The sequence below is a fragment of the Stenotrophomonas oahuensis genome (assembly GCF_031834595.1).
Lineage (GTDB): Bacteria > Pseudomonadota > Gammaproteobacteria > Xanthomonadales > Xanthomonadaceae > Stenotrophomonas > Stenotrophomonas oahuensis.
In genome coordinates this window covers 2,681,930-2,705,841 of record NZ_CP115541.1, presented here as the reverse complement: position 1 = coordinate 2,705,841, position 23,912 = coordinate 2,681,930, and the positions used below count along the sequence as shown (strand labels likewise).

The window sequence follows — 23,912 nt, the reverse complement described above, 5'->3', positions numbered from 1 at the left end:
CGAGTCTAACAACACCATGGCACCAACGTCCTCTTCCTTGTGTCTTTTGCGTTTGTCGGCGCTGGGCGATGTGACCCATGTGGTACCCCTGGTGCGCACCCTGCAGCGCGGCCTGCCGGGTACCGAACTGCACTGGATCATCGACAAGGTGGGCCAGAAGCTGCTCGATGGCCTGCCCGGCGTGGTCTTCCACACCTACGACAAGAAGACCGGCCTGCAAGGCATGCGCGCCCTGCGCCAGAGCCTGCAGCCGGGTCGTTTCGAGGCGCTGCTGCAGATGCAGGTCGCCTTCCGGGCCAACGTGTTGTCCGCATTTGTCCCGGCCAGACGCCGGATCGGCTACGACAAAGCCCGTTCCAAGGACCTGCACGGGCTTTTCATCAACGAACGCATTGCCGACCGCCCGGGCATCCATGTACTGGATGCGATGGGCAGCTTCTGCGAGCCGCTGGGGCTGAAGCAGACCGAGGTGAGCTGGGACCTGGCGGTACCACAGGCGGCAGTGGACTGGGCCCAGGCGCAGTGGGACGACGATGGCCGCCCGGTGCTGATGATCTCGCCCTGCTCCAGCCATGTGCGCCGCAACTGGTACGCCGACCGCTATGCGGCGGTGGCCAACCACGCGGCCAGCCGCGGCTGGCGGGTGGTGCTGTGCGGCGGCCGCAGCGAGCTGGAGCGCAACATGGCCGACGCCATCCAGGCCCAGCTGCAGACCCCGGCACTGGACCTGGTGGGCAAGGACACGCTGAAGCAGCTTCCGGCCCTGCTGGCCCGCGCGGCGCTGGTGATGACCCCGGATTCGGGCCCGATGCACATTGCCAATGCGATGGGGGCCAAGGTGCTGGGGCTGCATGCGGCCAGCAACCCGCACCGCAGCGGCCCGTACTCGGACCGCCGCTACTGCGCGGATCGCTATGACGATGCGGCCCGCAAGTACCTGGGCAAGCCCGGTGCCGAACTGAAATGGGGCACCAAGATCGAGTTCGACGACGTAATGGAGCTGATCACCGTCGAGGACGGTATTGCCGCGTTTGAGCGGTATGTGGCCGATTCCGGGCGGTAGGCAGCGCCGGAAAATCGGGACAGGTCACCATTCGACGGTAGTGCCGGACGCCGGCCGGCAACCGCGCGCCAGCGCGGCACAATTTACCGGAGCCTGCCAGCACACCGCCGGGACGACGTCACCGGCGTTGAAACCCGGCCGAAGCCCCTCCGGACGCATCACACGTGCTTGTATGACTTCTCTTCCACGTACACCGAGCCCAGCGCCAGGTTGATGTCCTTCTTGATCCGGGCGCGCTCATCGTTCTGCAGGTAGACGCTGCGGGCCAGCTCGATGAAGGCCGGACCGAAATCCTGGGCCTTGTCCTGCAGTCGGATGTTGTCCTCGATGTCCCACAGGCGTTCGTTGACCGCCTTGAGGTCGGCACGCAGCTTGGCGATGTCCTTCACCCCGGCCGGGTGCGCCAGCCAGGTTTTTTCCAGCGCGCTCAGCTCGGTGCGGATATTGGCCAGCTTGGCCTCGTCGCTGATCCGCTCGGACTTGATCTGCAGGATGGAAATCTTGTCGAGCAGTTCGCCGAAAGAAACGGGGACTTGGATTTCTGCGGTCATGGGGGACATCCAATACAGGAGACATCCATTTTAACGGACGTCGCGTGGAACGATAGCGAAGCAACAAGCCCCTCTGTTGAGGGGCTGCCCCGACAGGGGCGGGGAGAGGAAGCATGCGGGGGCAACGGTGCGCAGCGCCGTTGCAATCCCCCCCTCTCCGCCAGACACGCAAAAAGGCCACCCATTGGGTGGCCTTTTTGCGTGTCTGGCGGAGAGGGGGGGATTCGAACCCCCGAGGCGCTATAAACGCCTGCCTGATTTCGAGTCAGGTACATTCAACCGCTCTGCCACCTCTCCAGATGGTCCCGGCGAACCGGGACGCGAATAATACGGGGAGCGGACGCTGACGGCAAGCGCTTGCCGCGTCTTCAGGTGAATTTCGTCTGACCCGATCGCTTGCCGGATGTCCGCAGGGCCGCGATCATGCCGTTATTCCCCGCAATACTCTCGCCGCAAGCCCACCGACCATGATCGAATTCGGACACCTGACCCACCCCGGCCTGCGCCGTGACCTCAACGAGGACACCTATTACGGTGATGGCGAACTGGCCCTGTGGCTGGTGGCCGACGGCATGGGCGGCCACGCCTGTGGCGAGATTGCCAGCGCGCTGGCGCGGGAAACCATCGTGCGCGAGATCCGCCAGGGAGCCTCGCTGGCGCAGGCCATCCGCATTGCCGACGAAGAAATCATCCGCACCTCACGCCGTCGCAACGACACCCTGCCCATGGGCACCACCGTCGTGGCCGCGCGAGTGCTGGGCAACCGCTACGAGGTGGCCTGGGTGGGTGACAGCCGGGCCTACCTGTGGCGCGACGGGCAACTGGCGCAGCTGAGCCAAGACCACAGCGTAGTCCAGGAAATGGTGGCCCAGGGCAACCTGACCGCCGAGCAGGCCCGCGCCCATCCCAGTCGCAACGTGGTGACCCAGGCGCTGGGGGTGACCGATCCGGCGCACCTGAATGTGGCCACCACCACCGGCGAACTGCGCCCGGGCATGCAGTTGCTGCTGTGCAGCGACGGGCTCACCGAGGAAGTGGAAGACCACGGCATCGCCCGCACCCTGGCCTATGACGATGCCAGCGCGCAGGAGTGCGTGGATACGTTGGTGGCGGCGGCGCTGGATGGGGGTGGGTCGGACAACATCACCGTGATTCTGGTGCGTTGCCATTGATGTGCGGGGGTCACGACCAACGGTCGTGACCTACCGCCATCGGGTAGATCACGACCGTTGGTCGTGATCGCGTCAGGCCGCCGTTTCTTCGGCCTTCGGGCCGTCCCAGATCGCGTGGCCGGCCTTCTTGCGCAGCTTGGCCAGGCGCGACTCGTGTGCCTCCTGCTCGGACGCAGTGGCGACCACGCGCGGGCGCGGCAGCAGGCGCGAGGTGTCGATGGCCATCGCCTGGACGCCGCCACTGACGGCATCATCCGCGCTGCCAAAGCCGATCTCTTCCTGACCGGAGGTCAGGGCGATATACACATCGCCCAGAATCTGGGCATCCAGCAGACCGCCGTGCAGCTGGCGATGCGCGTTGTCCACGCCCAGTCGTTTGCACAACGCGTCCAGTGAGTTGCGCTGGCCGGGATAGCGCTCGCGCGCCATCTTCAGCGTATCGATGACCGTGCAACGGTCGGCGATGGTGCCGTAGTGGTCACCCAGCCGGGACAGCTCGTAATCCAGGAAGCCGAGGTCAAACGCGGCGTTGTGGATGATCAGCTCGGCCCCGTCGATGTAGGCCAGGAACTCGTCGGCGATCTGCGCGAAGTCCGGCTTGTCGGCCAGGAAGTCCAGGGTCAGGCCGGTGACTTCCTGCGCGCCCTGTTCGAACTCGACGTCAGGCTTGATGTACTGGTGGTAGTTGTTGCCGCTGGGGCGACGCTCGAGCAGTTCCACACAGCCGATTTCGACGATGCGGTTGCCTTTGCGCCATTCCAGGCCGGTGGTTTCGGTGTCGAGGATGATCTGACGCATGCGCTTAGTTTACCGCCGCGCCGTTGCGGATCCGGATTGCGGCATCACGCGCCAGCTGGTCCACGCGTTCGTTGTCCGGATCACCGTTGTGGCCCTTCACCCAACGCCAGTCGATGGTGTGGCGCAGGGTGGCGGCATGCAGGCGCTCCCACAGTTCGCGGTTCTTGACCGGGTCGCCGCCGGCAGTCTTCCAGTTCTTGCGGATCCAGCCGGGCATCCACTGGGTCAGGCCCTGGCGGACGTACTGGGAGTCGGTGTACAGCACGATGTTGCAGGGCTCGGTCAGCGCTTCCAGGCCGGAGATGGCAGCCATCAGCTCCATCCGGTTGTTGGTGGTGTGCGCTTCGCCGCCGGTGAGTTCGCGCTCGTGCGCGTTGTAGCGCAGCAGCGCGGCCCAGCCACCCGGGCCGGGGTTGCCCAGGCAGGAACCGTCGGTGTGTATTTCAATGGTTTTCATTCAATTCCAGATCAGGTCGCCACCGTGCCGTGCCAACGGCGCACCGGCAGTGGCGTGGGGCCCGGCAGGGCCAGGGTTCGTTTTTCTGCAGTGAACAGACACGCCGCGCGCAACGGAGCCAGGCTGCTGCGGTCGGGCGAGCGGTCACGCCACATCGGGCCCAGCCAGGTCAGTTCCTGACAGCTGAGACCGGCCTGCTCCAGGCTGTGGCGCAGGCGCTGCGGGGTGCGCACCACCAGTCCATGGCGTCGCCACTGGCGGCGGAACGGGCTGAACGGATTGAGCGTGGACAGCCACAGCCGGCCGCCGGGCATCAGCACCCGCTCGCACTCGGCGATCAGCGCCTCGGCATCGCGGGCAGTCACATGCTGCAGCACGATGGCGTTGACGCTCTCGCTGGGCAGCGGCAGCGGCAGGGCGCAGCGCGCGTCACCGCTGTAACCCGGCGGCTGCCGGTGCAGGGTGAGGCCGCGTCCGGGCAGCAGCGGGTCCTGGGTCCAGGCGGGGGTCGGCGCGATCCACAGCCAAGGCGTAACCGGCCGGGTGGCCAGCACCAGCGCCAACCGCTGGCGCTCCAGTTCGCGCAACGACAGCGCCGGTTCAGTATCAAACCAGGATGCGACTGAAGCTTGACGGGAGCGCGACACGGCGGGCATGGTCCAATTCTATGCGACTGATTGCCCTACCCGCATTCGCGGACAACTACATCTGGGCGCTGGTCGCCGAAGACGGTAATGCCATCGTGGTCGACCCCGGTCAGGCCGCGCCTGTATTGGCTGCGGCAGCGCAGCAGGGCTGGCGTCCGCACACCGTGCTGCTGACCCACCACCACAACGATCACATCGGCGGCGTGGCCGAACTGCAGGCGCAGCACCCCGGCCTGGCGGTGCTGGCACCTGACGATCCGCGCATTCCGCAGGCCACCCGCCGGGTCGGCGATGGTGAACACGTTCAGGCATTGGGGCTCGGGATCGACGTAGTATCCGTGCCCGGACACACCCGAACGCATATCGGTTTTCACACGGCTGAACATCTTTTCAGTGGCGATGCGTTGTTCAGCCTGGGCTGTGGCCGGATGTTCGAAGGTACGCCGCCCCAGCTGCTGGCTTCATTGCAGCGGCTGGCGTCCCTGCCCGCGCACCTGCTGGTGTGCTGCGGGCACGAGTACACCGTGTCAAATGCCGTCTTCGCGCGGCATGTCGACCCCGCCAACGCCGCGCTTGCGCGACGCCATGAGGAGGCACTGGCCATGCGCCGCGATGAACGCCCCACGCTGCCGGTTGCCCTGGCCAGCGAGCTGGAATGCAATCCATTCCTGCGAACCCATACTCCGGCCATCCAGGCCGCGGTCAGCGCCCATCTGGGCCGTGAACTGACCGCTGAAGTGGATGTGCTGGCCGGCCTGCGTGGCTGGAAAGACGGATTCCGAACATGAGCCGGCGATTGCTGCCGCTCGCGCTGGGACTGGCCATGGCCATGGCCGGCAGCGCGGGCGCCCAGTCGTTGAACACCGGTCTGGCCCAGAACGTGGCCGGGATCACCCAGCTGCCGCTTGATGCGGCCGCCCTGCCCCAACCCTCGGTACGCAACGGGCAGGACATCTTCGCCAGCTTCCGTGCAGGCCTGGCTGAGCCAACCTGCGATGCCGAAGCCACCAGCCCGCGCTGGCAGAAGCAGTTCGCGCACGCGCCATCGCGCCTGGCCAACCAGGATGATGATGCGCTGGTGCTGTTCGGCTACGTGGTGGAAGAACTGCGTGCCGCTGATCTGCCCACCGAATTTGCCCTCATTCCGTTCGTGGAGAGCGGCTATCGGCCGAACGCGCGCAATGGCACGGGCCCGGCCGGACTGTGGCAGTTCATCGCCACCACCGCCAAGAACCATCGCGTGCAGGTCAGCAACAGCTATGACGGCCGCTTGTCGGCCGTCGATTCGACCCAGGCAGCGGTGCGCTACCTGAAAACCCTGCACGGCATGTTTGCCGGCGACTGGCGTCTGGCCACTATGGCCTACAACGCCGGCGAGTACCGGGTGCTGCAGTCGCTGCGCAAGGCCGGCATGAACGCACAGAACGCACGCCCGGCCGAACTGCCGGGGCTGTCGCCAATCACTTACGCCTATGTGGAAAAGCTGCACGCACTGGCCTGTGTGCTGGAAAACGCAGAGACCACGCCGGCGGTGATGGCCTCACTGGACCGTACCGTGCCCGTGCTGAAGGGGCATACCCTGCCAGCCGGCACCAGCGTGCAGCAGTGGGCCGCACAGCGGCAGCTGGACCCGGCACGCATCGCCCGCCTGAACCCGGCGCTGGCCAATGGCAAGGGCCGTCCGAGCGGCGCGGCGACGGTGCTGGCTCCGGCCACGCATGCGCCGGTTGATACCACGGTGGCGGTGGCGCAGGTGGACGCGCCGGCGACCGACATCGCCAGTGCCCGGCCGAACACGCCAGCCGCCAAGCGCACGGTGGCAAGTGCGGCCGATCGTCCGCGCGCGCGCCGGCACACGGTGCGCAATGGCGAGTCGGCGTGGACCATTGCCAAGCGCTATGGGATGCCGCTGAAGGCGCTGTTGTCGTTGAACAATCTCACCGGCAGCAGTGTGTTGAAGCCGGGTGCGGTGTTGCGCGTCGAGGATTGATGGCAGAGGCCAAGAATGCAGAAGGCCCGGCAATGCCGGGCCTTTTTGTTTTCCGCGCCAGCCGGGCAAGCCCGGCTCTACGACATGCATCTGGTGGAAAGCCCCCTTCTTGTTGAAGGGGGCGCGCCGACAGGCGCGGGGTTAAGGTGAAATGCGTGGGCAAACCGAAGAACCTTTGATCGGCACCGAAGGTGTCGGTTAAAGGTTGCTCTCTTCGGTTTGCACTTTGAAGCGCTTGCGGGCGTTCTTCACAAAGTCCTGCGCGGCCGACATGCCGTCCAGCTGTTCGAGCTGCTGCTTGAACTGCTGCTTCTGCTCGGCGGGCACTTCGTCCAGGTTGGCCGGGGTGACCTTGTTCACCGCAAAGACCACGTAGCGACCCTGCACATCGACCTTGCCGTAAGTCGGCTTGCCTTCGGCCGGCTGTGCGGCGGCGAAGATGGCGCGGTTGATTTCCGGGGTCGGCACCGGCTGGGTGCGCGGCAGGCCCGGCAGCGGGCTGACCTGCAGCTTGTCTTCGGCCGCGACGGCCTGGAGGGTCTGGCCGGCCTTGAGCTTGGCCAGCACGGCGTCAGCAGCCTTCTCAGACGCCTGACGGGTGCGGTCAGCACGGATGGCGGCAATGACCTGGTCGCGGGCCTTGTCCAGCGGCAGGGCCTGCTCCGGGCTGTGCTCGGTGACGCGGATCATGACGCTGTGGTTCGGCGCGATTTCGATCGGGTCGCTGACCGTGCCGTCCTGGGTCAGCACGTCGGAGAACGCCGCACGCAGCACGGCCGGGTTGGCCACGATGCCACTGGCGGTTTCGCGGGTGAACGGGCCAACGGTCTGCACCGGCAGCTTCAGGGTTTCAGCCGCGGCCGTCAGCGAGGACGGATTCTTGTAGACCTCATCGACCAGACGGCCGCTGAGCTGGCTGAACTTGCCTTCGCTGTCGGCCTTGAGCTGCTCGGCGGCAAGCTGGTCGCGCACTTCTTCGAACGAACGTGCCTGACCGGGCTTGATCTCGCGCAACTGCAGCACGTGGTAGCCGAAGTCGGTCTTGACCGGACCGGAGATCTCGCCGGCCTTCATCGCAAACAGCGCGTCTTCGAACGGCTTCACCATCACGCCGCGCTCCACCCAGCCGAGATCGCCACCGCCCTGCTTGGAGCCGGTGTCGTCGGAGTTGGCCTTGGCCAGCGCGGCGAAGTCCGCGCCCGGGGCCTTGGCCTGAGCGGCAATCGCGGTGGCCTTTTGTTCGGCAGCCTTCATCGCAGCGGCGTCGCTGGCGTCGGCGGCAAACAGAATGTGCGAGGCCAGACGGGTTTCCTGGGTGCCGAAGCGCGCCTTCTCGTCTTCGTAGCGCTTGCGCAGCGTGGCTTCGTCAGCGGCGGTGGCTGCCGGCAGCGTGGCGGCGTTGATTTCCACGTATTCCAGGCTGACGGTTTCCGGCTGGCGGAAGTCCTTGGTGTGGCCGTCGTACCAGGCCTTGATCTGCGCGTCGGTCACCTCGGCGGTGTCGGCCGGCAGTTCCGGCAGCGCGGCCAGTTCCACGTCGCGGGTTTCGCCCAGCAGCTTCATCAGGCGGTCGGCATCGGCGGCGGTGACAAAGCCCGCGCCCTGCAGCGCAGCCGGAATGATGGAGGTCTGCAGGCTTTCGCGGACCTGCGCCTCGAACTGCGCCGGCGTGCGCGGCGGGTTGCCGGCCGCCAGGGTCGCACGATACTGGGTGCCATCGAACTTGCCTTCCTGATTGAGGAAGGCCGGAATGGAGGCGATGGTTTCACGCACGGCAGCGTCGCTGATGACCAGCCCGGCCTGTTCGCCGGACAGGCGCATGACCTGCTCGTCGATCATCTGGTCCAGCACTTCCAGCTTGCTTTCGGTGCTTTCAAACTTGCGCGGGTCGAAGTTTTCACCCTGCTGCGCGCTTGCCTGGCTGCGCGCCTGCTCGAAGCGGGTGCGGAAATCGTTGGAACTGATCTCGTGGTGCTCCCACAGCAGCGACATCGGCCACCAGCCCGGAGCCGAACGCCACCAGGTCGGCGGTGCGGACACCTTGGCCACGTTCTGTGCGCCAACGCCACCAAGGTAGCTGTTGTCGATCACGAACAGGAAGGGAATCATCAGCAGCCCCAGGATCACGGTGACGATCCAGCCCGAGGTCTTGTCGCGGAGTTTCTGCAGCATGAGTGAAATCAAGGCCTGATTGGCGAGCCCGGCAGTGTAACCCGCTTCGCGCCACGCCCCAACTGCCCGCCCCGCGGGCAAAAGAAAAGCCCCTGGTTTTCACCAGGGGCTTTCAAAAGTTGGCGGAGCGGACGGGACTCGAACCCGCGACCTCCGGCGTGACAGGCCAGCATTCTAACCAGCTGAACTACCGCTCCGCGCTGAAACTTTGCAGGCGCTCATCATATCCGAAGATGTGAAGAAAACCTACCCCGAATTAACACTTTTCGAGGATTTTTTTGAAACTGGCGGAGCGGACGGGACTCGAACCCGCGACCTCCGGCGTGACAGGCCAGCATTCTAACCAGCTGAACTACCGCTCCGCGTTTTACCTTTCTGTTTTCCCCGACAACGCAATGTCGTTGGAGAAAACAAGGCCCCCGATTGCTCGAGGGCCCTGATGAGTGGCGGAGCGGACGGGACTCGAACCCGCGACCTCCGGCGTGACAGGCCAGCATTCTAACCAGCTGAACTACCGCTCCACACTTTCAAAAACCATCTACTGGCAGTGCCTGGTGGGTGCTGAGGGTTTCGAACCCCCGACCCTCTCCGTGTAAAGGAGACGCTCTACCGCTGAGCTAAGCACCCCAGCAAGCCGCTTAGTTTACGGCATCCTTCAGGGCTTTGCCAGCCTTGAACGACGGATTCTTCGAAGCAGCGATCTTGATGGTGTCGCCGGTCTTCGGGTTGCGGCCGGTACGGGCAGCGCGGTCGCGCACCTGGAACGTACCGAAGCCCACCAGGGTCACGGCGTCGCCGCCCTTCAGTGCCTTGGTGATGGCAGCAACGACTGCATCGACAGCGCGGTTGGCTTCGGCCTTGGTCAGGTCGGCGTTTTCAGCCACGGCGTCGATCAATTCGGTCTTGTTCATTCTGTACAGCTCCTTTAGCGGGGATTTCCGCGTGTTAGACAGTGAAGCATCCGAACCCGTTGTACTGCCCGGATGCCCGTGATTCGTTCGCCCCAGTCAGCAATGTGCTCACTTGCGAGTGGTGCTTTTATACCAGTGCCCCCTACCCCACGCAAGCTGAAAAGCCAATAACGACGCGGGTTTCAGAGGGTTCAGCTACGCGCGTCAGTGCTTGACGCGCGCGTTGGAAGCTGTCTTGCCGCGGTTGCGAACCGCGACCGGCGGCTTCGCCTTCTTGGCCTTCTTCGGGGTCAGCGGCGTCTCCAGGGCGATGTCCAGCACCTCTTCGATCCACTTCACCGGCACGATCTCGAGGTCGCGCGTCACGTTGGCGGGAATGTCGGCCAGGTCCTTGCGGTTCTCCTCGGGGATGATGACGGTGCGGATGCCACCGCGCAGGGCGGCCAGCAGCTTCTCCTTGAGCCCGCCGATGGCGGTGACACGACCGCGCAGGGTGATCTCACCGGTCATGGCGACGTCGGCCCGGATCGGCACCTTGGTCAGCATCGATACCAGCGAGGTGACCATGGCGATGCCGGCACTGGGACCGTCCTTGGGCGTGGCACCATCGGGCACGTGCACGTGCACGTCGTGCTTCTGCAGGAACTCGGGGTCGATGCCAAAGCCGACCGCGCGCGAACGCACCACCGACAGCGCCGCCGACGCCGATTCCTTCATCACGTTGCCGAGCTGACCGGTGAGGATCAGCGCGCCCTTGCCCGGCACCAGGGTGGATTCGATCTGCAGCAGGTCACCACCGACTTCGGTCCACGCCAGGCCGGTGACCAGGCCGATTTCGTTCTGTTCTTCGGCACGGCCGAAGTCGAAGCGACGCACGCCCAGGTACTTGTCGAGGTTCTTGCCGTTCACCGTGACCAGCGCCTTGGCCTTGCGTGCACCCTTCTTCGCCTTGGCCGCCGGCTGCGGGCCGGCCAGCGCGATTTCCTTGACCACCTTGCGGCAGATCTTGGCGATTTCGCGTTCAAGGTTGCGCACACCCGATTCGCGCGTGTAGTAACGCACCACGTCCTGGATGGCGTCGCTGGCGATTTCCAGTTCCTCCGGCTTCAGGCCATTGGCCTTGAGCTGCTTGGGCACCAGGTAGCGCATGGCGATGTTGAGCTTTTCATCCTCGGTGTAACCCGGGATGCGGATCACTTCCATGCGGTCCAGCAGCGGGCCGGGGATGTTGAGCGAGTTGGAGGTCGCCACGAACATCACTTCGGACAGGTCCAGGTCCACTTCCAGGTAGTGGTCGTTGAACGCGTTGTTCTGTTCGGGGTCGAGCACTTCCAGCAGCGCCGAGGACGGGTCGCCACGGAAGTCCATCGACATCTTGTCGATTTCATCGAGCACGAACAGCGCGTTCTTGCTGCCCACCTTGTTGAGGTTCTGCACGATGCGACCCGGCATCGAGCCGACATAGGTACGACGGTGCCCACGGATTTCCGCTTCGTCGCGCACGCCGCCGAGCGACATGCGCACGAACTTGCGGTTGGTGGCCTTGGCGATGGACTGACCCAGCGAGGTCTTGCCCACGCCCGGCGGACCGACCAGGCACAGGATCGGGCCCTTCATCTGCTTCACCCGCGACTGCACTGCAAGGTATTCCAGAATGCGGTCCTTGACCTTGTCCAGACCGAAGTGGTCGGCATCCAGGGTGTCCTGGGCAACCTTGAGGTCCTTGCGGACCTTGGTGCGCTTTTTCCACGGCACGCCCAGCAGCCAGTCCAGGTAGTTGCGCACGACCGCGGCTTCGGCCGACATCGGCGACATCTGCTTGAGCTTGGTCAGCTCGGCCTTGGCCTTGGTTTCGACCGGCTTGGGCATGCCGGCTTCGGCGATCTTGCGGGCCAGCTCGTCCATCTCGCCGGGCGCGTCGTCCAGGTCACCCAGTTCTTTCTGGATGGCCTTCATCTGCTCATTGAGGTAGTACTCGCGCTGGCTCTTTTCCATCTGCGACTTCACACGGCCGCGGATGCGCTTTTCCATCTGCTGCACGTCGATTTCGCCGTCGACCAGGCCGACCAGCATTTCCAGCCGCTCGCTGGTCTGCAGGGTTTCCAGCAGGCGCTGCTTGTCGGCCAGGCGCACGCTGATGTGCGCGGCGATGGTGTCGGCCAGACGCGCCGGTTCATCGATGCCGGACAGGGTCTGCAGCAGCTCCGGCGGCAGCTTGCGGTTGGTCTTGACGTACTGCTCGAACAGCGACATCAGCGAGCGCGCGATGGCTTCGACCTCGCGTGGTTCGCGGGCGTCGTCGGATTCGATCTCCTGGCCTACGCCGTGCAGCGCGCCGTCGCGCTCGGTGACCTGGGTGACGTTGACGCGCGCCAGGCCTTCGACCAGCACCTTGATGGTGCCGTCGGGCAGCTTCAGCAGCTGCAGTACCTGGGCCAGCGTACCGACCTGATACAGGTCAGCCGCGGCAGGGTCGTCGGTTTCGGCCGACTTCTGCGCCAGCAGCAGGATGCGCTTGTCGGCGACCATGGCCTGCTCCAGGGCATGCATGGACTTGTCGCGACCGACGAACAGCGGAATGACCATGTGCGGGAACACCACCACGTCACGCAGCGGCAGAACCGGCAGGTCGAGAGTCTCACTTGGGGAACGGGCCATAGGGGCTCCAATGGAACAGTGGGGATGGCCTCCGGGCAGCCTCACCCGGATACAAAAAAGCCGATGGCCCCGTTATGGGGCCATCGGCATCAGGATGCAAGCTGCTCTGAAAAAAATCATTCAATTCAAACGGTTGAATGATTATTCAGCGCCGGCCGCCTTCTGTTCAGGGGCGGGCGGGGTCTGGTAGATCAGGTAGGGCTCGGACTTGTGTTCAATCACCGATTCATCCACCACGACCTTGCTGACGTTTTCGGCCGAAGGCAGGTCGTACATGGTGTCCAGCAGGACCGATTCAACGATCGTGCGCAGGCCACGAGCACCGGTCTTGCGCTTGAGCGCCTTGCGGGCAATGGCCGACAGGGCGTCCGGGCGGAATTCCAGCTCCACGTGCTCCATCTCGAACAGCTTCTTGAACTGCTTGGTGATGGCGTTCTTGGGCTCGGTCAGGATCCTGACCAGGGCGGCTTCGTCCAGCTCTTCCAGGGTGGCCACGACCGGCAGGCGGCCGACGAACTCCGGAATCAGGCCGAACTTGATCAGGTCTTCCGGCTCGACTTCGGCCAGCACCTTGCCCACTTCCTGCTTGCGCTCGGAACTCTTCACCTTCGCACCGAAGCCGATGCCGCCGGCGTCGTTGGAGCGGGCCTGGATCACCTTGTCCAGCCCGGCGAATGCGCCGCCGCAGATGAACAGGATGTTCTTGGTGTCGACCTGCAGGAATTCCTGCTGCGGGTGCTTGCGACCGCCCTGCGGCGGCACGCTGGCCACGGTGCCTTCGATCAGCTTCAGCAGGGCCTGCTGGACGCCTTCGCCGGACACATCGCGGGTGATCGACGGGTTCTCGCTCTTGCGCGAGATCTTGTCGATTTCATCGATGTAGACGATGCCCTGCTGCGCCTTCTCGACGTCGTAGTCGCACTTCTGCAGCAGCTTCTGGATGATGTTTTCCACGTCCTCGCCCACGTAACCGGCTTCGGTCAGCGTGGTGGCGTCGGCCATGGTGAACGGCACGTTGAGCAGGCGGGCCAGGGTTTCAGCCAGCAGGGTCTTGCCCGAACCGGTCGGACCGACCAGCAGGATGTTCGACTTCGCCAGTTCGACTTCGTCGTTCTTCTGGCGGCTCTCGATGCGCTTGTAGTGGTTGTACACCGCCACCGCCAGCGTCCGCTTGGCGCGGTTCTGACCGATGACGTACTGGTCGAGGACCTCGAGGATCTCGCGCGGCTTGGGCAGCGAACTGCGCGCCGACTGCGCCTTTTCCTCAAGTTCTTCGCGGATGATGTCGTTGCACAGCTCCACGCACTCATCGCAGATGAACACGCTCGGGCCCGCAATCAGCTTGCGCACCTCATGCTGGCTCTTCCCGCAGAAGGAGCAGTAGAGGATCTTGCCGGTGTCCGTGGAACGACCTTGGCGGTCTTCGCTCATGCTTCGCTTACCCAGTTACCCCACCCGCTGAACGGGGGTTCGATTCGAGAATAGCACAGGGCCGGGTGGACACCAGTCCAGCCCGACCCCGCGGAAACAGGCCGGTTGCCCGGCCTGGCACTACCGTTACGCCGGGGTGATCGACTCTTCCGGGCGACGCTCCAGCACCTGGTCCACCAGGCCATAGGCCACGGCGTCGGCGGCGCTCTTGAAGTTGTCACGCTCGGTATCGCGGGCGATGGTTTCCAGCGACTGGCCGGTGTGCTTGGCCAGCACTTCGTTCAGGCGCGAACGCAGGGTCAGGATTTCACGGGCGTGGATGTCGATGTCCGTGGCCTGACCCTGGAAACCGCCCAGCGGCTGGTGGATCATCACCCGCGAGTTCGGCAGCGCATAGCGCTTGCCGGCCGCACCCGACGCCAGCAGCAGCGCGCCCATCGAGGCGGCCTGGCCGACGCAGATGGTGCTCACGTCCGGCTTGATGTACTGCATGGTGTCGTAAATGGCCATACCTGCGGTGACTACGCCACCCGGCGAGTTGATGTAGATGCTGATGTCCTTTTCCGGATTGTCCGCTTCCAGGAACAGCAGCTGCGCCACCACCACGTTGGCCATGTGGTCGTCGATGGGGCCGACCAGGAAGATCAGACGCTCCTTCAACAGGCGCGAATAGATGTCATAGGCGCGCTCGCCGCGGCTGGTCTGTTCGACCACCATCGGCACCATGTTCAGGGCTTTGGTTACGTTGTCCATTACTGGGGCACCTATTAAGTAGGGGGAAAACACCCCGCGCCGAAGCGCGGGGCCTGTGACGCCGCCCGCTTACTGGCGGATGGCGTCCTGGAACGACAGGGCCTGCTCGGTGTGCTGGGCGCGCTCGGCGATCCAGTCGATCACCTGCTCTTCCATCACGCGGTTCTGCAGACCACTCATCAGCTGGGGGTCGTTGCGGTACATCTCAATGACCTGTTCCGGCTCTTCGTAGGTCGAAGCGATCAGGCGCATGGTTTCGTTCAGGCGCTTGGGGTCCAGGCGCAGGTCGTTCTTGCGGGCCACTTCGCCGACCAGCAGGCCGACCAGCACGCGCTTGGCAGCAGCGTCCTTGAAGCCTTCGTGGGCGTCTGCCGGGACGTCGCCCGGGTTGCGGCCGCTGCGACGGATCTGCTCGACCTGCTGCGCCAGCATGGCGCGGGCTTCGTTCTCGACCAGACGCGGCGGCATTTCCACCGAGGCGTAGGCGGCGATCAGCTGCTCGCCCACTTCGCGGCGCAGGCGGTTCATCAGCGCGCCCTTCAGTTCGCGCTCCAGGTTGGCACGGATGTCCTTGCGGAACTGCTCCAGGTCGCCGCCCTTCACGCCGAAGCTCTTGATGAAGTCGGTATCCACTTCCGGCAGCACCGGCTCGGACACGTCCACCGCCTTCACGGTGACCTGGACCTGCTTGCCGGCCAGGGCCGGAACGCGCCAGTCGGCCGGGAATTCGACGTCCAGGGTCTTTTCTTCACCCTTGGCCAGGCCGACCAGGCCCTTTTCGATCTGGTCGAACATCATGCCCTGGCCGATGACCACGCTGCCCTTTTCGGTGCCTTCGGCCGGCAGGCGCTCATCGCCAGCCTGCGAGAAGGTTTCCAGCGCGACCAGGTCGCCGTCCTGGGCACCGCGGGTGACCGGGCTCCAGCTGCGGCGCTGTTCGCGCAGGTTGGTGATCATCTGGTCGATGTCGGCGTCGGAGATCTCGGCGGTGTGGCGCACGACGGTCAGCTTGCTGACGTCGACGTCGCCGAAGTCCGGGATCAGTTCCACGGTGGCCACGAAGGAGAACTCGCCTTCGTCGCCCTTGTCGATGCGCGGGGCACCGGCGATACGCAGGTCGTGCTCGCGAACGGCGGCGTCGAAGGTTTCACGCAGCAGGCCGTCCAGCGCTTCATTGCGCACCTGCGCGCCGAAGCGCTGCTCGATCACCTTGGCCGGCACCTTGCCCGGGCGGAAGCCCTTGATGCGCGCGGTGCGGGCGATTTCGCCCAGGCGGCCGCTGATGTGCGTCTGCAGGCGCTCTTCCGGCAGCGAGAAGGTCAGGCGGCGTTCCAGATTGCCGGTGGATTCGATCGAAGCTTGCATGTTGACTCCTGCCACCGGTGGCGCAGCCCCGGCACTGATGTGGATTAAACGGGTTTTGGAGACGGGACCGTGGACGCACAATCCCGCCGCAGCCCTGTAGTTTGGCCGATATCGGGCAGCGCCGCCAGCACAGGGCCAGAAGCGTCAATCCGGCCCCCCGTTCAGGGTGGGCAGACCGTCTCCCGTCGTGCGGGACGTACCCTCAGAACAGCCCGGCCCCAGCCGGGTCTGTGGTGCGAAAGGGGGGACTCGAACCCCCACGCCTTGCGGCACTGGAACCTAAATCCAGGGCGTCTACCAATTCCGCCACTTTCGCGCAGGGCGGCATTATAGGGGAAGCGGGCCGTCACTGGCTCGACGGCGGGCGGGATGGCTTGCTGGCCGCCCGGCACGCCCTGCCCGCTGTTCGCCGCCCTCTGCTCGCTACCGCTGCCCCGTTGGTAGCGTCAGTCGACAGACGACGGCCGATATCGGCTCCACACTCTTTAACGCATGGCATGGGAACGGAGCGCCTTGACCGCCCGAAGTGGCAAGCACGTCAACCGGCCTGAGGCACGTCTGCCGCCTGCACGCCGTCAAGAAACACTCCACCCGCATGCAGGTGCCGAACGACCTGATACGCCAGCAATGTATAGGTGCGCACGGGAGGGGAGTCGTTCTCAACATATCGAACATGCGAAACGCGGTACGCGGCACCAAGTTCCGCATTCGCCGCATCCACCCCCTCCAGCACCGCATCGACGAGGCACTCCTCATCCAACTCGCCATGCGCGCAGCAGCCCACCGGCGGCAGACTCTCGCAGGCGGGACGGGAAGTCTCAGGCTCGCCAATCCGTAGACCCAGAAGGTTGTGCTTGGGACCGGTGATCCGGACAACCGTAAGGTAACCATTGGAGCGGACGAATTGCATCGAAAGTTACCGTTCTGTGTTGACGGACGCGCTACTGATCAGGAGCTTACGCAGCGCGTGCTGCATTCACGACAAATTCCCGTGCCTGGAAAAGCGTGGCGGCACCGAGTTCCTGCAGGACAACTCCGTCGAGCCGGCCTTCGATGAACTCCAACCAGGAGCATGCCGTCGAACCCGATGCGTGCGCGTATCGGCCGTAGGCGCAGCAGACCGTGCGGTCGTCCAGCACAGAGAGCTGGTGGAGCTCCCCTGCGGGATCGTCAGAAGACCACTGGCGCAAAACGCTGGGAGGGGAATAGACCACCGCATTCCTGGCCCGCTGAAGGGACGAGGCAAGAGACTATCACTCCTTCCGGAAAAGCCGTCGCTTCGGCCGGAGCCATGCGTTAAAGCATCGGGACAGGCTATCGGCAGTCGTCTATCGACCGACTCTACCCGACCAGCACCGCGTAGCGACGCGCCATGCGCGTGCCCATCGCACCGCCCCATGCACTGCGCCAGATGGCATCCCGCGAGGAACCTCGTGGGCCACATCCACGCGTAGAGCCACGCCCTGCGTGGCTGCACGATGCCAGATCGAAGACAAGAAAAAAGCCGCCTGGCGGACCAGGCGGCTTCTGTCTTGGTGGGCTGTCAAGGATTCGAACCTTGGACCTATTGATTAAGAGTCAACTGCTCTACCAACTGAGCTAACAGCCCGAAAATCGGGAGGCGAATTATGGCGCATTGCGACATGGGGTTGCAAGCGTTTTTTTGAATGCCGGGTTGTGTCGCGAAAAGCACTCTCGGATCCTGGGTCCATGCATTAAAGAACCCGGGGGCGATATCGGCGGTCGTCTGTCGATCGACCCTACCCGTCCACATCCGGTAGCGACGCGCCATGCGCGTCGCGCCGACCATCCATTCGCGCCACCGCCACTGAACTGCAGGCAAGAAAAAAGCCGCCGGACGTATCCGGCGGCTTCTGTCTTGGTGGGCTGTCAAGGATTCGAACCTTGGACCTATTGATTAAGAGTCAACTGCTCTACCAACTGAGCTAACAGCCCTGAAAAACTCAGGCGATCATTGTAACGATTTCGCCTTTTTCTGCAACCCGGAAGCGCCTTCGGCGCACCTGGCCTTGAAACAGTGGGGTGGCTGAGGGGATTCGAACCCCCGACCACCGGAATCACAATCCGGTACTCTAACCAACTGAGCTACAGCCACCACTGAAACCTTTTGAATCATTGCCTCCTGACGCATGCGCCAGATGGCGCGCCCGACAGGAATCGAACCTGTAACCGCCGGCTTAGAAGGCCGGTGCTCTATCCAGTTGAGCTACGGGCGCTCATGCCGGATTGTCGCATTCCAATCCCGTTTTGAGCAGATTGGTCGGGGTAGAGGGATTCGAACCCCCGACATCCTGCTCCCAAAGCAGGCGCGCTACCAGACTGCGCTATACCCCGGCGGTAAATCCCTCGAGGTTGCCCCCGAAAGAGTCGGCTATTTTGGGAACCAGCGAGGCATCTGTCAACGGTTTTCACACAAATTTTCACAAACATCGCTCGGGAGGCAGGCGCGGTAGCCGACAGACGGCCCGCTCCACTATGCTCGCCCCAGCGGCCGGACGGCCTCCATCCACACCTTTCAAGGAGATTGGCAATGCGCAGCGGCAACCCCGCCCTTTCCGAATCGACGTTCCTGGACCTGTCCAGCGGTGCCGTCGTGGCCCGGCCGGACCAGGCCATGACCCTAAACGGCACGGTCAACAAGACCGGCATCCTGTTGCTGCTGACCGTGCTGACCGCCGCCTTCGCCTGGAGCCAGACCGTCGGCCTGGACGGGCAGATCAATCCCGCCGCGAAGCTCTACGCCATCGGCGGTGCCGTGGGCGGCCTGATCCTGGCACTCGTAACGGTATTCAAGAAGGAGTGGTCGCCGGTGACGGCTCCGGCCTACGCGCTGGTGGAAGGCTTCTTCCTGGGCGCGATCTCGGCGATCTTTGAAATGCGCTTCCCGGGCATCGTGTTCCAGGCCGTGCTGCTGACCTTCGGCACCCTGTTCGCGCTGCTGTTCGCCTACCGCAGCGGCATCATCAAGGCCACCGAGAACTTCAAGCTGGGCGTGGTGGCGGCCACCGGCGGCATCGCCCTGCTCTACCTGGCCTCCTTCGTGCTGGGCTTCTTCAACATCAACGTGCCGGTGATCCATGAAGCCAGCTGGCTGGGCATTGCCTTCAGCCTGTTCGTGGTGGTCGTGGCCGCGCTGAACCTGGTGCTGGATTTCGACTTCATCGAAAGCGGCGTGGAAGCCGGTGCGCCGAAGTACATGGAGTGGTACGGCGCGTTCGGCCTGATGGTGACGCTGGTGTGGCTGTACGTGGAGTTCCTGCGCCTGCTGTCGAAGATCCAGCAACGTTGATTCTGATTCGCGGGGTGCCGGCCAACGGCCGGCGCTACCGGGACACAACGCGAACGAAAAAGGCACCCTTGCGGGTGCCTTTTTCATGCAAGCCGGGCAAGCCCGGCTCTACGTGATGTCGCTTACAGGCGGCTGGCGATCGCCTGGGCGAAGCCCATGGTGTTGCCGGTGCCACCGAGGTCGCCGGTCAGCGAGTCCTTGGCTTCCAGGGTAGCGACGATGGCCTTGCGCAGGCGCTCGGCGTTTTCCGGCTGACCCACGTGGTCCAGCAGCTGCGCGGCAGCCAGCAGCAGCGCGCAGGGATTGGCCTTGCCCTGGCCGGCGATGTCCGGCGCGGTACCGTGCACGGCTTCGAAGATCGCCGCGTCCTTGCCGATGTTGGCACCCGGGGCCAGGCCCAGGCCGCCGACGAGGCCGGCGCACAGGTCGGAGATGATGTCGCCGAACAGGTTGGTGGTGACGATGATGTCGAACTGTTCCGGACGCATCACCAGCTGCATGCAGCAGTTGTCGACGATCATTTCCTGGAACTCGATGTCCGGGTACTCGGCAGCCACTTCACGGGCGACATTCAGGAACAGGCCCGAGGTCGACTTGATGATGTTGGCCTTGTGCACGGCGGTGACCTTCTTGCGGCCGGTGCTGCGGGCCAGCTCGAAAGCGTAACGGACGATGCGGTCCGAACCCTTGCGGGTGATGCGGGTGCCGGAGAAGGCGGTTTCGCCGTCGGCGGACACCTCCTGGCCTTCCGCCAGGTACGCACCTTCGGTGTTCTCACGCACGGTGATCAGGTTCACGCCGTCGCCGAAACGCGACTTGGTGTTCGGGAACGAGGTTGCCGGACGGACGTTGGCGTACAGGTCGAAATGACGACGCAGGCTGACGTTGATCGAGGTGAAGCCACCACCGACCGGCGTGGTCAGCGGGCTCTTCAGGGCGATCTTGTTGCGGGCGATCGATTCCAGGGTGGAGGCCGGCATCAGGTCGCCGTGCTTTTCCAGGGCGACCAGGCCTGCGTCGGCTTCTTCGTATTCCAGCCCGGCGTTCAGCTTGTCGAGCACGAAGAGCGTGGCGTCCATGATTTCCGGGCCGATGCCGTCACCGCGGATGACCGTGATTTTCTGCGTCATTGATATCTATTCCGAACCAGGGGGAGCGCCTTGGTCCGGGGACCGGAGCACAGGCGCAAGGGAAGTTTCACCCGCAATTATGCCCCACCCGGGCGGATGACCCCAAATAGACAAAGGTCCCACACCGGTAACGCCCGACCGTGGGCCGGGCGTCTGTTCATCAATGTTCGTGGGCGTCCGGGGCGGCGGCACCGCCTTCCAGCTGGTCCAGGAAGTCCACGGCGCGGCGCAGGTGGGGAATGACGATGGAACCGCCGACCACCAGACCCACCGAGAAGGTCTCGAAGAACTCTTCACGGGTCACGCCCGCCTCTTTGCACTGGGCCACGTGGTAGCTGATGCAGTCATCGCAGCGCAGCACCATCGAGGCGACCAGGCCCAGCAGCTCCTTGGTCTTCACATCCAGCGCGCCGGCCTGGTAGGTCTGGGTGTCCAGCGCGAAGAAGCGCCGCACCACCTGGTTGGGCTCGCCGACGATGCGCTCGTTCATGCGCTTGCGGAACTCGGTGAACTCGGCGATCCGGTCCTTGCTGTTCTGGTCCGCCGCGCTCATGCCTGCTCCCCGTTCAGCAACGGCTCAAGTTTGCCGGCCTGATGCAGCGCCATCATGTCGTCGAAGCCGCCGACGTGAACGTCGCCGACGAAGATCTGCGGGACGCTGGTGCGCTTGGTGGTCTCCATCATCTTCTGGCGCTCGGCCGGATCCAGGTCGATACGCACTTCGGTCCAGCTCTGCCCCTTGCTCTTCAGGAAGTTCTTGGCGGCCACGCAGTACGGGCAGACGGCGGTGGAATAGATGGTGATGGGCGGCTTCCCGCCCGGGTTGGAAGCGACATCTTGGCTCACGGGAAACTCCACAGCGGATCGAGTGTCTGTATATGGTATCGCCCCGCTGGAATTTCGATGCCACCGCCGCAACACTGTGGATTAACGGCAGATTTCGACAGCGCCTGTCACCCTGCCTGCACGCCCCGCCCTACCTGCCTGTTCCGGAGCCCCGCTTGCGCCTTCTGCTGCTCTCTGCCGCGTTGACCCTGGCCCTGGCCGTGCCGCTGGCACAGGCCCAGGACACCAAGCTGCCGGACATCGGCTCGTCGGCCGGTGAACTGCTGACCCCGGCGCGCCAGGCCGAATACGGCGGGATGATGCTGCGCGAGCTGCGCAACTACGGAATGCTGCTGGAAGACCCGCTGGTGGACGAGTGGCTGCAGACCATGGGTACCCGGCTCGGCTCCAACAGCGCCCAGCCGCGTCAGTCCTACACGTTCTTCATGATGGGCGACCGCCAGATCAACGCGTTCGCCACCCTGGGCGGCTACATCGGGGTCAACGCGGGCCTGGTGCTCACGGCCGAGCGCGAGGACGAAGTGGCCGCCGTGCTGTCACACGAAATCGCCCACGTCACCCAGCAGCATGTGCTGCGCGGCGTCGAACGGGCCCAGCGCGACCAGATTCCGATCCTGCTCGGCATGCTGGCGGCGGTGGTAGCCGCGCAGCAGGCCGGCGGCAATTCGTCGGGCGATGCGACCATGGCGGCGATCAGCTCGGGCATGGGGCTGATGCAGCAGCGCCAGATCAACTACACCCGCAGCAACGAATCCGAAGCCGACCGGCTGGGCATCCGTACCCTGGCCCGCAGCGGCTACGACGTCGACGCCATGGCCGGGTTCTTCGAACGCATGTCCGCGTCGATGCGCGGCAACGCCGGCGGCTACTCGGTGCCGGACTTCCTGCAGACCCACCCGGTCAACATCACCCGCATCAGCGAGGCCAAGGCCCGCGCCGAGCAGATGAAGAAGGACACGGTGCTGCTGACCACGCAGACCCCGACCGGCGTGCTGAAGGAACGCGTGGACCCGGCCGATCCGGCGCTGTCCGACCCGCTGGTCCGGCGCACCAATCCGCTGCTGCCGTCAGGCATGCAGTTCTCGGTGAACACGCTCAGCCGCGGGGCCTCGGGCCAGTTCGACTGGGCCCGCGAGCGCCTGCGGGTGCTCAGTGCGGATACGCCGGACAGCCTGGCCACCGAGTACCAGAACCTGCAGCGGGCGCAGAAGAACGGCCTGACCGACGCCCAGCAGTACGGTCTGGCGCTGGCCCGGCTGCGCGCAGGCGGTGCCGCACAGGCGCGGACGGACCTGACCGAACTGCTGCGCACCCACCCGGACAACCTGTGGGTGGCCCTGGCGCTGGGTGAGGCCGAATCACGCGCGGGACAGACCGCCCAGGCCAACGCCCGCTTCGACGCCCTGCTGCGGCAGCACCCGGGTAGCCGGCCGGTGGCGCTGACCTATGCCGACGTTCTCAACCAGCAGGGCGGCCGCGAAGCCGGCCAGCGCGCGCAGGCGATGCTGCGGCCACTGCTGTCACAGAGTGGCAGCGACCCGGTGTTCCAGCAGCGCTACGCGCGGGCCAGCGAGCTGGCCGGGGACAGCATCCGCGCCAGCGAGGCCTATGCCGAGGCCGCGTTCCTGAACGGCCGTCCGGAACAGGCGCTGATGCAGCTGCAGGCGCTGAAGAAGCAGCCGGAGCTGGATTACGTCGGCCGGGCACGGGTGGATGCGCGGATCGAGAGCATTACCCCGACGGTGCTGGAGATGCGCCGGCAGGGGATCAATGATCCGGAATTGGAGCGGCGGTGACGGGACCGCGCCAACGGCAGCCGGGCAAGCCCGGCTCTACGGTCATGCGTGAAGGTGACATGAAAGCGACACATCGATGAATCAGGCCGCCAGGGTGGTCACAAACCTGTCATGAAACCGTAGTCTACTGGGCAGCATCCCGGTCTGATAAGCATTACGGTGGGCACGTGCAGAAACGCATCCTGATCGTCGACGACGAACCCGCGATCCGCGAAATGGTCGCCTTCGCCCTGCGCAAGGGCGACTACGATCCCATCCACGCCGGCGATGCGCGCGAGGCGCAGACGGCCATTGCCGACCGCGTGCCGGACCTGATCCTGCTGGATTGGATGCTGCCGGGCACCAGCGGCCTGGACCTGGCCCGGCGGTGGCGCAAGGAGGCCCTCACCCGTGAGGTGCCGATCATCATGCTGACCGCGCGCGGTGAGGAGAACGACCGTGTTGGCGGGCTCGAAGCCGGTGTCGACGACTATGTGGTCAAGCCGTTCTCGGCGCGCGAACTGCTGGCCCGCATCCGTGCGGTGATGCGCCGCGCCCGCGAGGATGACGAAGACGGCAGCGTGGCGGTGGGCAGCATCCGTATCGACGGTGCCGCACATCGGGTGTTTGCCGGCGACCAGCCGATTCCGATCGGCCCGACCGAGTACCGGCTGCTGCACTTCTTCATGACCCACCCGGAACGCGTCTATACCCGCGCACAGCTGCTCGACCATGTGTGGGGCGGCAGCGTGTATGTGGAAGAACGCACCATCGACGTGCACATCCGCCGTCTGCGCAAGACGCTGGAACCGTTTGGTGCCGAGAACATGGTGCAGACCGTGCGTGGGGCGGGTTATCGGTTTTCGACGTCGACCTGATCACA

21 protein-coding genes and 11 tRNA genes are annotated in these 23,912 nt (G+C 64.8%); 7 read left to right on the top strand and 25 right to left on the bottom strand.

The window, feature by feature from the left end; translation table 11 throughout:
* The first annotated feature begins 16 nt into the window (after positions 1 to 16).
* Complete coding sequence (locus PDM29_RS11975) at positions 17 to 1,063, top strand: glycosyltransferase family 9 protein (protein ID WP_311190351.1); 1,047 nt, start codon at positions 17 to 19, stop codon at positions 1,061 to 1,063.
* A 158-nt stretch (positions 1,064 to 1,221) separates the two neighbouring features.
* On the opposite strand, the gene PDM29_RS11970 is transcribed toward PDM29_RS11975, so the two are convergent.
* Positions 1,222 to 1,614 carry a DUF6165 family protein gene (locus PDM29_RS11970; protein WP_311190350.1) on the bottom strand — a complete coding sequence of 131 codons (393 nt, stop codon included), beginning with the start codon at positions 1,612 to 1,614 and terminating at the stop codon, positions 1,222 to 1,224.
* Between the two features lie 206 nt (positions 1,615 to 1,820).
* A tRNA-Ser gene (locus PDM29_RS11965) sits at positions 1,821 to 1,911 on the bottom strand.
* Positions 1,912 to 2,081: 170 nt separating this feature from the next.
* Here PDM29_RS11965 and PDM29_RS11960 point away from each other — a divergent pair.
* On the top strand, positions 2,082 to 2,786 hold the full coding sequence (locus PDM29_RS11960; RefSeq protein WP_311190349.1) for a PP2C family protein-serine/threonine phosphatase: 705 nt from the start codon (positions 2,082 to 2,084) through the stop codon (positions 2,784 to 2,786).
* Between the two features lie 72 nt (positions 2,787 to 2,858).
* Here PDM29_RS11960 and dnaQ read toward each other — a convergent pair whose 3' ends face one another.
* From dnaQ to PDM29_RS11945, 3 genes are read right to left on the bottom strand one after another with little or no spacing between them, the layout of a single operon-like run.
* Positions 2,859 to 3,584 (bottom strand): DNA polymerase III subunit epsilon, encoded by a 726-nt coding sequence (gene dnaQ, locus PDM29_RS11955; protein ID WP_311190348.1) that lies wholly within the window; start codon positions 3,582 to 3,584, stop codon positions 2,859 to 2,861.
* 4 nt (positions 3,585 to 3,588) lie between these two features.
* Positions 3,589 to 4,041 (bottom strand): ribonuclease HI, encoded by a 453-nt coding sequence (gene rnhA, locus PDM29_RS11950; protein WP_282295113.1) that lies wholly within the window; start codon positions 4,039 to 4,041, stop codon positions 3,589 to 3,591.
* An 11-nt stretch (positions 4,042 to 4,052) separates the two neighbouring features.
* Positions 4,053 to 4,697, bottom strand: a complete 645-nt coding sequence (locus tag PDM29_RS11945) for a methyltransferase domain-containing protein (protein WP_311190347.1) — start codon at positions 4,695 to 4,697, stop codon at positions 4,053 to 4,055.
* An 11-nt stretch (positions 4,698 to 4,708) separates the two neighbouring features.
* On the opposite strand from PDM29_RS11945, the gene gloB reads away from it, so the two are divergent.
* Together gloB and PDM29_RS11935 are read left to right on the top strand one after the other, a co-directional pair.
* Positions 4,709 to 5,476 (top strand): hydroxyacylglutathione hydrolase, encoded by a 768-nt coding sequence (gloB, locus tag PDM29_RS11940; protein ID WP_311190346.1) that lies wholly within the window; start codon positions 4,709 to 4,711, stop codon positions 5,474 to 5,476.
* Positions 5,473 to 6,678 (top strand): lytic transglycosylase domain-containing protein, encoded by a 1,206-nt coding sequence (locus tag PDM29_RS11935; protein ID WP_311190345.1) that lies wholly within the window; start codon positions 5,473 to 5,475, stop codon positions 6,676 to 6,678. Before gloB ends, PDM29_RS11935 begins: the two co-directional genes overlap by 4 nt.
* 198 nt (positions 6,679 to 6,876) lie before the next feature.
* On the opposite strand, the gene PDM29_RS11930 is transcribed toward PDM29_RS11935, so the two are convergent.
* The 17 genes from PDM29_RS11930 to PDM29_RS11850 form a co-directional block, all read right to left on the bottom strand.
* Positions 6,877 to 8,850 (bottom strand): peptidyl-prolyl cis-trans isomerase, encoded by a 1,974-nt coding sequence (locus PDM29_RS11930; protein ID WP_311190344.1) that lies wholly within the window; start codon positions 8,848 to 8,850, stop codon positions 6,877 to 6,879.
* 120 nt (positions 8,851 to 8,970) lie between these two features.
* Positions 8,971 to 9,047 (bottom strand) — tRNA-Asp (locus PDM29_RS11925).
* Positions 9,048 to 9,135: 88 nt separating this feature from the next.
* Positions 9,136 to 9,212: transfer RNA gene (locus PDM29_RS11920), tRNA-Asp, on the bottom strand.
* Positions 9,213 to 9,294: 82 nt separating this feature from the next.
* Positions 9,295 to 9,371 (bottom strand) — tRNA-Asp (locus PDM29_RS11915).
* A gap of 31 nt (positions 9,372 to 9,402) precedes the next feature.
* Positions 9,403 to 9,477 (bottom strand) — tRNA-Val (locus PDM29_RS11910).
* A gap of 11 nt (positions 9,478 to 9,488) precedes the next feature.
* Positions 9,489 to 9,761: an HU family DNA-binding protein gene (locus tag PDM29_RS11905; protein ID WP_311190343.1), complete on the bottom strand. Its 273-nt coding sequence runs from the start codon at positions 9,759 to 9,761 to the stop codon at positions 9,489 to 9,491.
* Between the two features lie 204 nt (positions 9,762 to 9,965).
* Entirely contained in the window at positions 9,966 to 12,419 is a 2,454-nt protein-coding gene (lon, locus tag PDM29_RS11900) for an endopeptidase La (RefSeq protein ID WP_311190342.1), read from the bottom strand.
* A gap of 141 nt (positions 12,420 to 12,560) precedes the next feature.
* Positions 12,561 to 13,850, bottom strand: coding sequence for an ATP-dependent Clp protease ATP-binding subunit ClpX (clpX, locus tag PDM29_RS11895; RefSeq protein WP_259209997.1), 1,290 nt, complete (start codon positions 13,848 to 13,850; stop codon positions 12,561 to 12,563).
* 126 nt (positions 13,851 to 13,976) lie between these two features.
* Positions 13,977 to 14,603: an ATP-dependent Clp endopeptidase proteolytic subunit ClpP gene (gene clpP / locus PDM29_RS11890; RefSeq protein ID WP_282295106.1), complete on the bottom strand. Its 627-nt coding sequence runs from the start codon at positions 14,601 to 14,603 to the stop codon at positions 13,977 to 13,979.
* A 69-nt stretch (positions 14,604 to 14,672) separates the two neighbouring features.
* On the bottom strand, positions 14,673 to 15,968 hold the full coding sequence (gene tig, locus PDM29_RS11885) for a trigger factor (protein WP_311190341.1): 1,296 nt from the start codon (positions 15,966 to 15,968) through the stop codon (positions 14,673 to 14,675).
* A gap of 231 nt (positions 15,969 to 16,199) precedes the next feature.
* A tRNA-Leu gene (locus tag PDM29_RS11880) sits at positions 16,200 to 16,284 on the bottom strand.
* Between the two features lie 222 nt (positions 16,285 to 16,506).
* Positions 16,507 to 16,878, bottom strand: a complete 372-nt coding sequence (locus PDM29_RS11875) for a hypothetical protein (protein WP_311190340.1) — start codon at positions 16,876 to 16,878, stop codon at positions 16,507 to 16,509.
* A gap of 623 nt (positions 16,879 to 17,501) precedes the next feature.
* A tRNA-Lys gene (locus tag PDM29_RS11870) sits at positions 17,502 to 17,577 on the bottom strand.
* A 271-nt stretch (positions 17,578 to 17,848) separates the two neighbouring features.
* Positions 17,849 to 17,924, bottom strand: a tRNA-Lys gene (locus PDM29_RS11865).
* 83 nt (positions 17,925 to 18,007) lie between these two features.
* Positions 18,008 to 18,084 (bottom strand) — tRNA-His (locus PDM29_RS11860).
* A 44-nt stretch (positions 18,085 to 18,128) separates the two neighbouring features.
* Positions 18,129 to 18,205, bottom strand: a tRNA-Arg gene (locus tag PDM29_RS11855).
* Between the two features lie 41 nt (positions 18,206 to 18,246).
* Positions 18,247 to 18,323, bottom strand: a tRNA-Pro gene (locus tag PDM29_RS11850).
* A gap of 196 nt (positions 18,324 to 18,519) precedes the next feature.
* On the opposite strand from PDM29_RS11850, the gene PDM29_RS11845 reads away from it, so the two are divergent.
* Complete coding sequence (locus tag PDM29_RS11845; RefSeq protein ID WP_311190339.1) at positions 18,520 to 19,278, top strand: Bax inhibitor-1/YccA family protein; 759 nt, start codon at positions 18,520 to 18,522, stop codon at positions 19,276 to 19,278.
* 122 nt (positions 19,279 to 19,400) lie between these two features.
* On the opposite strand, the gene PDM29_RS11840 is transcribed toward PDM29_RS11845, so the two are convergent.
* The 3 genes from PDM29_RS11840 to grxC all read right to left on the bottom strand — a co-directional run bounded on the left by PDM29_RS11840 (position 19,401) and on the right by grxC (position 21,254).
* Positions 19,401 to 20,408, bottom strand: coding sequence for an isocitrate dehydrogenase (locus PDM29_RS11840; protein WP_311190338.1), 1,008 nt, complete (start codon positions 20,406 to 20,408; stop codon positions 19,401 to 19,403).
* 160 nt (positions 20,409 to 20,568) lie between these two features.
* Complete coding sequence (locus PDM29_RS11835) at positions 20,569 to 20,961, bottom strand: carboxymuconolactone decarboxylase family protein (RefSeq protein ID WP_311190337.1); 393 nt, start codon at positions 20,959 to 20,961, stop codon at positions 20,569 to 20,571.
* Positions 20,958 to 21,254: a glutaredoxin 3 gene (grxC, locus tag PDM29_RS11830; protein ID WP_311190336.1), complete on the bottom strand. Its 297-nt coding sequence runs from the start codon at positions 21,252 to 21,254 to the stop codon at positions 20,958 to 20,960. The genes PDM29_RS11835 and grxC overlap by 4 nt, the downstream gene beginning before the upstream one ends.
* Before the next feature lie 155 nt (positions 21,255 to 21,409).
* On the opposite strand from grxC, the gene PDM29_RS20995 reads away from it, so the two are divergent.
* A complete protein-coding gene (locus tag PDM29_RS20995) occupies positions 21,410 to 23,050 on the top strand; it encodes a M48 family metalloprotease (protein WP_343237510.1) in 1,641 nt (546 codons plus the stop codon).
* A 167-nt stretch (positions 23,051 to 23,217) separates the two neighbouring features.
* Positions 23,218 to 23,907, top strand: a complete 690-nt coding sequence (phoB, locus tag PDM29_RS11815) for a phosphate regulon transcriptional regulator PhoB (protein ID WP_311190335.1) — start codon at positions 23,218 to 23,220, stop codon at positions 23,905 to 23,907.
* Positions 23,908 to 23,912 lie beyond the last annotated feature (5 nt).

Bases quoted from the DNA above. Each gene is read 5' to 3' on its own strand.
- PDM29_RS11845 (WP_311190339.1), top strand. From the start codon at position 18,520: ATGCGCAGCGGCAACCCCGCCCTTTCCGAATCGACGTTCCTGGACCTG.
- dnaQ (WP_311190348.1), bottom strand. From the start codon at position 3,584: ATGCGTCAGATCATCCTCGACACCGAAACCACCGGCCTGGAATGGCGC.
- PDM29_RS11975 (WP_311190351.1), top strand. From the start codon at position 17: ATGGCACCAACGTCCTCTTCCTTGTGTCTTTTGCGTTTGTCGGCGCTG.
- PDM29_RS11970 (WP_311190350.1), bottom strand. From the start codon at position 1,614: ATGACCGCAGAAATCCAAGTCCCCGTTTCTTTCGGCGAACTGCTCGAC.
- PDM29_RS11960 (WP_311190349.1), top strand. From the start codon at position 2,082: ATGATCGAATTCGGACACCTGACCCACCCCGGCCTGCGCCGTGACCTC.
- PDM29_RS11930 (WP_311190344.1), bottom strand. From the start codon at position 8,850: ATGCTGCAGAAACTCCGCGACAAGACCTCGGGCTGGATCGTCACCGTG.
- gloB (WP_311190346.1), top strand. From the start codon at position 4,709: ATGCGACTGATTGCCCTACCCGCATTCGCGGACAACTACATCTGGGCG.
- PDM29_RS11835 (WP_311190337.1), bottom strand. From the start codon at position 20,961: ATGAGCGCGGCGGACCAGAACAGCAAGGACCGGATCGCCGAGTTCACC.
- PDM29_RS11905 (WP_311190343.1), bottom strand. From the start codon at position 9,761: ATGAACAAGACCGAATTGATCGACGCCGTGGCTGAAAACGCCGACCTG.
- lon (WP_311190342.1), bottom strand. From the start codon at position 12,419: ATGGCCCGTTCCCCAAGTGAGACTCTCGACCTGCCGGTTCTGCCGCTG.
- tig (WP_311190341.1), bottom strand. From the start codon at position 15,968: ATGCAAGCTTCGATCGAATCCACCGGCAATCTGGAACGCCGCCTGACC.
- PDM29_RS11945 (WP_311190347.1), bottom strand. From the start codon at position 4,697: ATGCCCGCCGTGTCGCGCTCCCGTCAAGCTTCAGTCGCATCCTGGTTT.
- rnhA (WP_282295113.1), bottom strand. From the start codon at position 4,041: ATGAAAACCATTGAAATACACACCGACGGTTCCTGCCTGGGCAACCCC.
- PDM29_RS11840 (WP_311190338.1), bottom strand. From the start codon at position 20,408: ATGACGCAGAAAATCACGGTCATCCGCGGTGACGGCATCGGCCCGGAA.
- PDM29_RS11875 (WP_311190340.1), bottom strand. From the start codon at position 16,878: ATGCAATTCGTCCGCTCCAATGGTTACCTTACGGTTGTCCGGATCACC.
- PDM29_RS11935 (WP_311190345.1), top strand. From the start codon at position 5,473: ATGAGCCGGCGATTGCTGCCGCTCGCGCTGGGACTGGCCATGGCCATG.
- clpP (WP_282295106.1), bottom strand. From the start codon at position 14,603: ATGGACAACGTAACCAAAGCCCTGAACATGGTGCCGATGGTGGTCGAA.
- clpX (WP_259209997.1), bottom strand. From the start codon at position 13,850: ATGAGCGAAGACCGCCAAGGTCGTTCCACGGACACCGGCAAGATCCTC.